Below are 7,561 nucleotides of genomic sequence, written 5' to 3'. Positions count from 1 at the left end.
GCCCAGGACGGGTTGCCGATCAGATAGGGATCGATGAGGATTTTCGCGTCACCGGTTTCGATGCGGAAGGCCGAGTGGCCATACCAGGTCAGTTTCATGAATGCATTTCCTCGATTTTTCCCGAGCCAAAGGATAGAACGCCGATAGCCTTGAGATCAAAGGGTATAGTGTCCGCCGGGCATCCGAAAGGACGCGTGCTGTCGAAAAAAACGAGGGAAAACCGTTGACCGTCATCACGATTGAGCAATTGCCGGCACGGCTCGCCAACGGCAGGACCTTGGCGGGGCTCGATCTCGGCGACAAGACGATCGGCGTGGCGGTTTCCGATCGGGGGTTCTCCTTCGCTCATCCGCGTCCAGTCATCATCCGGCGGAAATTCTCGCTCGACGCCGCCGTCCTTCTAGCGTTGCTGACGAAGGAGAATGTCGGTGCGGTGGCGATCGGATTGCCGATCAACATGGATGGATCGGAAGGTCCGCGCGCACAGAAATCGCGCGCCTTCGTGCGCAACATGGCGCAGCTAAGCGACCTGCCCTTCGTATTCTGGGATGAGCGGCTGTCGACCGTCGCGGCCGAACGGACGCTGATCGAGATGGATTTCTCGCGCGCCAAACGCGCCGGCAAGATCGATTCGGCGGCGGCCGCCTTTATTCTGCAGGGAGTTTTAGACCGGCTTCAGTCACTCGATGCAGCCGATCGAACGGGACCGGACCCGTCCAGCGACGCCTGACCCAGCCCAATATCTCGCGACGCCTGCGAAACACCCATATCGCAACGAGCAGCAAGCCATCGAACACGCAGGCTTTTGCCACCATGCCCGGGATGGTTGCGGGGTCGATGCCGAGCATCTGACCGTAGAGCTGGAACACGAAATCGTGCAGCTGCCGGCTGAGCATCACATAGCCGAAATTCATGTCGTTGAGCGACAGGTAGAACCAGCCCCAAAACAGCGCCATCGGCGCGGCCCACAACGCGAAGATGTAGCGCATCAGCGGCCTCCCTTCCCGTTCGGGCCGGTCCGTCCCGATATCATGGAGAGCAGCGAATTGTGCGCCGCGGCTTTCGCCATGCTGTGCGCCGTGGCGTGGAAATCCTCCTCATCCAGCGCAGCTACCGAACGCCGTTCGGCAAGCATCGCGACATAGGAGACCAGAAGTGCGGCCAGTTGCACTGCGACCACCATGAACAGGCCGTTGATGCCTTGGGCCGCACCGCCGATCAGGATCATCGACATCACCCCGGAAGCGGAAATAAAGGCGATGCGAACGACGCTGTCGGCGCCGGGGCTGGACGCGTCGTTGATCAGTGTATCGACAAAGGCCCAGAAGAACAGCACCGCCACGACCAGCAACGCGATCGCCAGCGGAGCGACCACGACGATGTTCTCCAGATTGACAAACTGGGCGCTCTCGACGGTCACGCCGAGTACGCCGAGAGCCGCCGTCACACCTCGATTTCCATCGATACAGATCACCGCGAGCAGGGCAAAAACGATCGCCCAGTGCACGGACAGAAAGGAGGTCAGTACGTGTCGCATCGTGATTCCTGCTTCGACAGGATTGACAGTGGGCTTTGCGGTTCGCCGCCGCAACGGAAACCATTTGTTAAGGTTAACGGCGACGGCGAGGTCAGTGGGGATTCCGGCAACGCCGCTCAAACATGAAAGGCATCTCCGTCAATTCACCGGCGGATAGAGCGTATCGATGATCATGCGCGCGTCGTGGCGCGAATCGAGCATGCCGTAGGTATTGCGCCACTGGCCCGCGAGCCGCGTCTCGACGAAGGCATCGGCGATCCGCCCTGCCCCGAGCCGACGCAACTCGGCGGCCGCCGCAGAGAGCGCAAGCTGTTCCGTCAGCAGCCGGGCCGAGCCCTCGTCGGTCGAAGCGACCTGCATGGCCGCCTTCAGAACGCCGATCGTGCCGCGCCCGCCGGCGCCGAGGTCGCGATCGATGCCGGTCAATACTTCTTCGAAAAGCCCCGGCGCGCGGCCAAGCACGCGCAGCACGTCGAGCGCCATGACATTGCCCGACCCTTCCCAGATCGCGTTGACAGGCGCTTCGCGGTAATAACGGGCGAGCGGAGCTTCCTCGACATAGCCATTGCCGCCAAGGCACTCCATCGCCTCGTAAAGCAGCGGTGGCGCGATCTTGCAGACCCAGTATTTGACGACCGGCGTCATGGCGCGGGCGAACGCCGCCTCGCCGCGATCGCTCGCCGCCTCGTCGAAGGAACGCGCCAGCCGGAACGACAGCGCGGTCGCCGCGGCAACATCGAGCGCCATGTCGGCCAGCACGCGCTGCATCAACGGCTGCTCGATCAAGGTCGAACCGAACACCTGGCGATGGCGGGCATGATGGATCGCTTCGGCCAGCCCCGCCCGCATGATCGCCGAAGACGCCACCGCGCAGTCGAGCCGGGTCAGCGTCACCATGTCCATGATCGTCTTGACGCCGGCGCCGGGTTCGCCGACCATCTCCCCGATGGCGTTGACGAATTCAACCTCGGAAGACGCGTTCGAGCGATTGCCGAGCTTGTCCTTCAGCCGCTGGAAGCGAAAGCCGTTGCCAGACCCGTCGCCGAGCACGCGCGGCACCAGGAAGCAGGACAGTCCCTCCGGCGCCTGTGCCAGCACCAGGAAGGCGTCCGACATCGGCGCCGACATGAACCATTTATGTCCCGTCAGGCGGTAGAAGCCGCTACCGACGCGTTCCGCCCGGGTCACATTGGCACGCACATCGGTGCCGCCCTGTTTCTCGGTCATGCCCATGCCGAGCGTCAGTCCGGTCTTTTCGACGGGCGGCTTCTGGCTCTGGTCGTATTTGCGCGTCGTCACGCGCGGCGCCCATTCGCGAAACAGTTTTGGGCTGGCCATCAATGCCGCCAGCGAGGCGCTGGTCATGGTGATGGGGCAGAGATGCCCGGTCTCGAGTTCCGCCGTCAGGTAAAAACGGGCGGCGCGCACCTGATGGCGGCGGCCGATCTCGGCGTCGCCATTTTCCCAGACCGAGGAATGCAGGCCGTTGGCCACCGAGCGGCGCATCAAGGCGTGGTAGGCGGGATGGAATTCGACCAGGTCGATGCGCCGTCCCTGGCGATCGTGCGTCCTGAGTTTCGGCGTCTCGACATTGGCGAGGCGCGCCAGTTCCTGCGCTTCTTGCGTCAGCACGAAACGGCCGAGCCCGTCGAGATCCTTGCGCACCGGATCGGAAAAGCGCTCGGCAAGCTGGATCAGCAACGGATCGCCTCGCCAGGCGTTGCCGCCCGTCAGCGGCGGCGGCTGGTTCGTTACGTCGTCGGTCACGCCCAATCCTTCTAGCCGATCCTTCTAGAAAGGCCCTATTGTCGGAAAGCCTCGAATCCGAGGCCGTCGGCTTAGATATAGCCAAGCGTTGCTGCGCGCGCGACGAAAATACCGGCCGATCTAATCGGCTATCTACACGAAAAAATTGAGGAGAACGGCGTCAATCCAAAGCGGGTGCTTGCGGGCGCGAAATCCGCACCCTATAGCAGCCCCTTGAGATGACCGACGCTTCGTCCCTGCCACTCTACCCTCACCGCCATCTTCTGGGCATCAGCGACCTTTCGCCCGCCGACATCGAGCTTTTGCTCGACAGGGCGGATCGGGCGGTCGCGATCTCGCGCCAGTCCGAAAAAAAGACCTCGGCGCTGCGCGGCCGCACCCAGATCAATCTCTTCTACGAAGCCTCGACCCGCACGCAATCCTCGTTCGAACTGGCCGGAAAGCGGCTTGGCGCCGATGTCATGAACATGTCGGTGGCGAGTTCCTCGGTAAAGAAGGGCGAAACGCTCATCGACACCGCGATGACACTCAACGCCATGCGGCCCGACATATTGATCATCCGCCATCAGTCGGCGGGCGCGGCGGCCCTCCTGGCGCAGAAGGTCGGCTGCTCGGTGGTCAATGCCGGCGACGGCGCCCATGAACACCCGACACAGGCGCTGCTCGACGCGCTCACCATCCGCCGCGCCAAGGGTGCGCTGTCGAAGCTGATCGTGGCGATCTGCGGCGACATCCTGCATTCGCGTGTGGCGCGCTCCAACATCATGCTGCTCAACGCACTCGGCGCACAAATACGGGTGGTGGCGCCCTCGACGCTATTGCCCTCGGGCATCGACAGAATGGGCGTGATCGTCTGCCGCTCGATGGCGGAGGGCCTGAAGGACGCGGATGTGGTGATGATGTTGCGCTTGCAGCGCGAGCGCATGGAAGGAGCCTTCGTGCCGTCGGTGCGCGAATATTTCCGCTATTTTGGTCTAGACGCCGAGAAACTGAAGGCCGCCAAGGATGACGCGCTTGTCATGCATCCTGGCCCGATGAACCGCGGTGTCGAAATTGCTTCGGAAATCGCCGACGGCCCGCAAAGCGTCATCCAGGAGCAGGTGGAAATGGGCGTCGCCGTGCGCATGGCGGTGATGGAAGCGCTGCTCGATTCCCGCCGCAATCAAGAGGGCCGCAATCAAGAGGGCCGCGGCGCATGAGCATCACGGTCTTTGAACGCGCCCGCATCATCGACCCGTCACGCGGCCTTGATGAAGTTGGCTCCGTCATAGTCGAAGGCAGGAAAATCGTTGCCGCGGGCAAGGCGGCGCTGAACCACGGCGTCCCCGACGGCGCTACGGCGATCGACTGCAGCGGCAAGGCGATCATCCCCGGCCTGATCGATGGTCGGGTCTTCATCGGCGAGCCCGGCGGCGAGCATCGCGAAACCATCGCTTCGGCAAGTGTCGCCGCGGCGGCCGGCGGCGTCACGTCCATCGTGATGATGCCAGACACCGATCCGGTGATCGACAATGTGGCGCTGGTCGAATTCGTGCTGCGCACCGCCAAGGACACGGCCGTCGTCAATATCTTTCCGGCCGCCGCCATCACCAAGGGCCTCCACGGACGCGAAATGACGGAGTTCGGGCTGCTGCGCGAGGCGGGCGCGGTCGCCTTCACCGATGGCAGGCATACCATATCGAGCGCGCTGGTGATGCGTCGCGCGCTAACCTATGCGCGCGATTTCGGCGCCACCATCGTCCATGAAACGCAGGATGCCGATCTTGGGTCGTCGGGCGTCATGAACGAAGGCCTGTATGCCAGTTGGCTCGGCCTCTCCGGCATTCCACGTGAAGCCGAATCCATCCCGCTCGAGCGTGACCTCGCGCTGGCGCGGCTGACGCAAGGTTCGTACCACGCCGCGAAGATCTCGACGGCAATGGCGGCAAGCGCCGTGGCGCGTGCGAAGGCCGACGGCGCGGCAGTGACGTCTGGCGTGTCGATCCACAATCTGTCTCTCAATGAAAACGACGTTGGCGAGTACCGCACCTTCTTCCGCCTGACGCCGCCGCTGCGGGCCGAGGAGGACCGGTTGGCGATGATCGATGCGGTCAAGGACGGAACGGTCGATGTCATCGTCTCCTCGCACGATCCGCAGGACGTCGATACCAAGCGCCTGCCCTTCGCCGACGCCGCGGCCGGTGCCATTGGCCTCGAAACCCTGCTGGGCGCGGCCTTGCGCCTCTACCACAATGGCGACGTGCCCCTGCTCAGGCTGATCGAAACCTTGTCCACCGCGCCGGCGAGGCTGTTTGGATTGGCCGGCGGCACGCTGAAGCCAGGCGCCGTCGCCGATCTCGCGCTTGTCGACCTCGATGAACCCTGGATAGTCAGCGAAAGCGGTATCCGCTCGCGCTCGAAAAACACCTGCTTCGAAGGCGCACGGCTGCAAGGCAAGGTCTTGCAAACGCTGGTGGCGGGCCGCACAATATTTTCTGCCTGAGCCGGCGGTAGCCATGCGACATCAGGCATGGTTGGGGGAACGCGGGGGGAACAATGACTTACGGCCCAATCCTGGCGCTGGTGTTCGGCTATCTGCTGGGCTCGATTCCATTCGGCCTGCTGCTTACCCGCGCGGCCGGCCTTGGCGATGTGCGCAAGATCGGTTCAGGCAATATCGGCGCCACCAATGTGCTGCGCACCGGCAACAAGGGGCTTGCCGCCGCGACTTTGCTGCTCGATGCGCTGAAAGGCACGGCCGCCGTGCTGATAGCAGGCCATTTCGCGCCTGAAGCCGCGATCTGGGCTGGTCTCGGCGCCTTTCTGGGCCACCTGTTCCCGGCATGGCTCGGCTTCAAGGGTGGCAAGGGCGTCGCCACTTATCTCGGCGTGCTGGTCGGCCTTGCCTGGCAAGTCGCATTGATCTTCGCTGTCGTATGGTTGGTGATGGCTTTCCTCTTCCGCTACTCATCGCTGGCGGCGCTGGCTGCTGCCGTGGTGGCACCGATCGCGCTTTATTTCCTGAGCACGCCGCAGATAGCCATTCTGTTCGTGGTGATGAGCATCATTGTCTTCATCAAGCACCGAGAAAACATTTCGCGACTGATTGCCGGCTCCGAAGGCAAGATCGGAGCCAAGGGGTGAGCGAACCGGCCGCCGGGCCGCGTCTCACCGATCGCCAGCGGCTGAGCTGGCTGCGGCTGATCCGCACCCAGAATGTCGGCCCTGCCTCCTTTCGCGACCTGATCAACCGTTTCGGTTCGGCCGAAGTCGCGTTGGAAATGCTGCCGGAACTGATGATTTCCGGCGGCGCCAACCGGATCGTGCGCATCCCTTCCCTTGCCGAGGCCGAGGCCGAGATGGAGGCCGCGCGGCGAGTTGGAGCACGCTTTGTCGGTATTGGGGAGGCGGACTATCCGCCGCTGTTGCGCAGCATGGACAATCCGCCGCCGATGCTGGCGGTCAGGGGCAATGCCGCGGTGTTCCGGTTGCCGGGTGTCGCGATAGTCGGCGCCCGCAACGCATCGCTTGCCGGCATCAAGATGGCGCGCATGCTGGCAGCCGATCTCGGACGAGACGGCTACGGCATCGTCTCCGGCCTGGCACGTGGCATCGACACGGCGGCGCATCAGGGCAGTCTCTTGACCGGTACGGTCGGCGTGCTCGCCGGTGGGCTCGACCTGCCCTACCCGCCCGAAAATGCCGGTCTGTGCGATGACATTGCGGAGCGTGGCGCCATCATCTCGGAAATGCCGTTCGGCTGGCAGCCGCGTGCCCAGGATTTCCCGCGCCGCAACCGCCTTGTCGCGGGCGCCGCTCTTGGGCTGGTGGTGGTTGAGGCAGCACAGCGCTCAGGCTCGCTGATCAGCGCCAGGCTTGCCGGCGAGATGGGCCGGTTGGTCTTTGCGGTACCCGGCTCCCCGCTCGATCCGCGCGCGGCCGGTACCAACGGTCTGCTCAAGGACGGCGCCACGCTGGTCACCGAAGCTTCGGACATTTCCAGGGCGATCCTTCCGCTGACCGGCATGCGGGCGCCTGATCTGCCGCCGTTTGAGGACCCGCCCGACTTTTCGGCCACACCGCCACCAGGCGAGAGCGACCGGGCCAAGGTGATCGAGGCGCTGGGGCCGACACCGGTGCCGGTCGACGAGATCATCCGCCACACCGGCCTGCATCCCGCCCAGGTCTTCATGGTGCTGCTTGAACTCGACCTTGCCGGCCGCCTCGAGCGTCACGCCGGTGGAAATGTTTCGCTTGTTTTCGGGGAAGGCTAACCGC

9 protein-coding genes are annotated in these 7,561 nt (G+C 63.9%); 5 read left to right on the top strand and 4 right to left on the bottom strand.

The genetic code is table 11. The annotated features are described in order from the left end of the window. Positions 1 to 98: MBL fold metallo-hydrolase (locus tag FJ943_RS28610; protein ID WP_181174666.1), on the bottom strand; the 98-nt coding region annotated here is incomplete at its 3' end. A gap of 125 nt (positions 99 to 223) precedes the next feature. Here FJ943_RS28610 and ruvX point away from each other — a divergent pair. After that, positions 224 to 730 (top strand): Holliday junction resolvase RuvX, encoded by a 507-nt coding sequence (ruvX, locus tag FJ943_RS28605; protein WP_140664170.1) that lies wholly within the window; start codon positions 224 to 226, stop codon positions 728 to 730. On the opposite strand, the gene FJ943_RS28600 is transcribed toward ruvX, so the two are convergent. The 3 genes from FJ943_RS28600 to FJ943_RS28590 all read right to left on the bottom strand — a co-directional run bounded on the left by FJ943_RS28600 (position 648) and on the right by FJ943_RS28590 (position 3,304). Beyond that, positions 648 to 989, bottom strand: a complete 342-nt coding sequence (locus FJ943_RS28600; RefSeq protein ID WP_015317753.1) for a DUF6105 family protein — start codon at positions 987 to 989, stop codon at positions 648 to 650. The two genes, ruvX and FJ943_RS28600, sit on opposite strands and share 83 nt — an antisense overlap. Continuing rightward, the gene (locus FJ943_RS28595; protein ID WP_015317752.1) at positions 989 to 1,537 is read right to left on the bottom strand and encodes a hypothetical protein; all 549 of its coding nucleotides are present in this window, start codon (positions 1,535 to 1,537) and stop codon (positions 989 to 991) included. Before FJ943_RS28595 ends, FJ943_RS28600 begins: the two co-directional genes overlap by 1 nt. Positions 1,538 to 1,675: 138 nt before the next feature. Beyond that, positions 1,676 to 3,304: a DNA alkylation response protein gene (locus tag FJ943_RS28590; RefSeq protein ID WP_015317751.1), complete on the bottom strand. Its 1,629-nt coding sequence runs from the start codon at positions 3,302 to 3,304 to the stop codon at positions 1,676 to 1,678. Positions 3,305 to 3,522: 218 nt separating this feature from the next. Here FJ943_RS28590 and FJ943_RS28585 point away from each other — a divergent pair, with 218 nt between their 5' ends. From FJ943_RS28585 to dprA, 4 genes are read left to right on the top strand one after another with little or no spacing between them, the layout of a single operon-like run. Then, entirely contained in the window at positions 3,523 to 4,503 is a 981-nt protein-coding gene (locus FJ943_RS28585; RefSeq protein ID WP_140726912.1) for an aspartate carbamoyltransferase catalytic subunit, read from the top strand. Then, on the top strand, positions 4,500 to 5,786 hold the full coding sequence (locus FJ943_RS28580) for a dihydroorotase (protein WP_140726909.1): 1,287 nt from the start codon (positions 4,500 to 4,502) through the stop codon (positions 5,784 to 5,786). The genes FJ943_RS28585 and FJ943_RS28580 overlap by 4 nt, the downstream gene beginning before the upstream one ends. A gap of 53 nt (positions 5,787 to 5,839) precedes the next feature. Further along, positions 5,840 to 6,427 carry a glycerol-3-phosphate 1-O-acyltransferase PlsY gene (plsY, locus tag FJ943_RS28575; RefSeq protein ID WP_140726906.1) on the top strand — a complete coding sequence of 196 codons (588 nt, stop codon included), beginning with the start codon at positions 5,840 to 5,842 and terminating at the stop codon, positions 6,425 to 6,427. After that, positions 6,424 to 7,557, top strand: a complete 1,134-nt coding sequence (dprA, locus tag FJ943_RS28570) for a DNA-processing protein DprA (protein ID WP_140726903.1) — start codon at positions 6,424 to 6,426, stop codon at positions 7,555 to 7,557. The genes plsY and dprA overlap by 4 nt, the downstream gene beginning before the upstream one ends. The last annotated feature ends 4 nt before the right edge of the window (positions 7,558 to 7,561 follow it).

The organism is Mesorhizobium sp. B2-3-10, assembly GCF_006442275.1.
GTDB lineage: Bacteria > Pseudomonadota > Alphaproteobacteria > Rhizobiales > Rhizobiaceae > Mesorhizobium > Mesorhizobium australicum.
The sequence above is the reverse complement of the archived record's forward strand: the minus strand, read 5'-3'. Positions and strand labels throughout refer to the sequence as shown.

Excerpts from the sequence above, each read along its gene's own strand:
- plsY (WP_140726906.1), top strand. The coding sequence starts at position 5,840 with ATGACTTACGGCCCAATCCTGGCGCTGGTGTTCGGCTATCTGCTGGGC.
- FJ943_RS28600 (WP_015317753.1), bottom strand. The coding sequence starts at position 989 with ATGCGCTACATCTTCGCGTTGTGGGCCGCGCCGATGGCGCTGTTTTGG.
- FJ943_RS28585 (WP_140726912.1), top strand. The coding sequence starts at position 3,523 with ATGACCGACGCTTCGTCCCTGCCACTCTACCCTCACCGCCATCTTCTG.
- FJ943_RS28595 (WP_015317752.1), bottom strand. The coding sequence starts at position 1,537 with ATGCGACACGTACTGACCTCCTTTCTGTCCGTGCACTGGGCGATCGTT.
- FJ943_RS28580 (WP_140726909.1), top strand. The coding sequence starts at position 4,500 with ATGAGCATCACGGTCTTTGAACGCGCCCGCATCATCGACCCGTCACGC.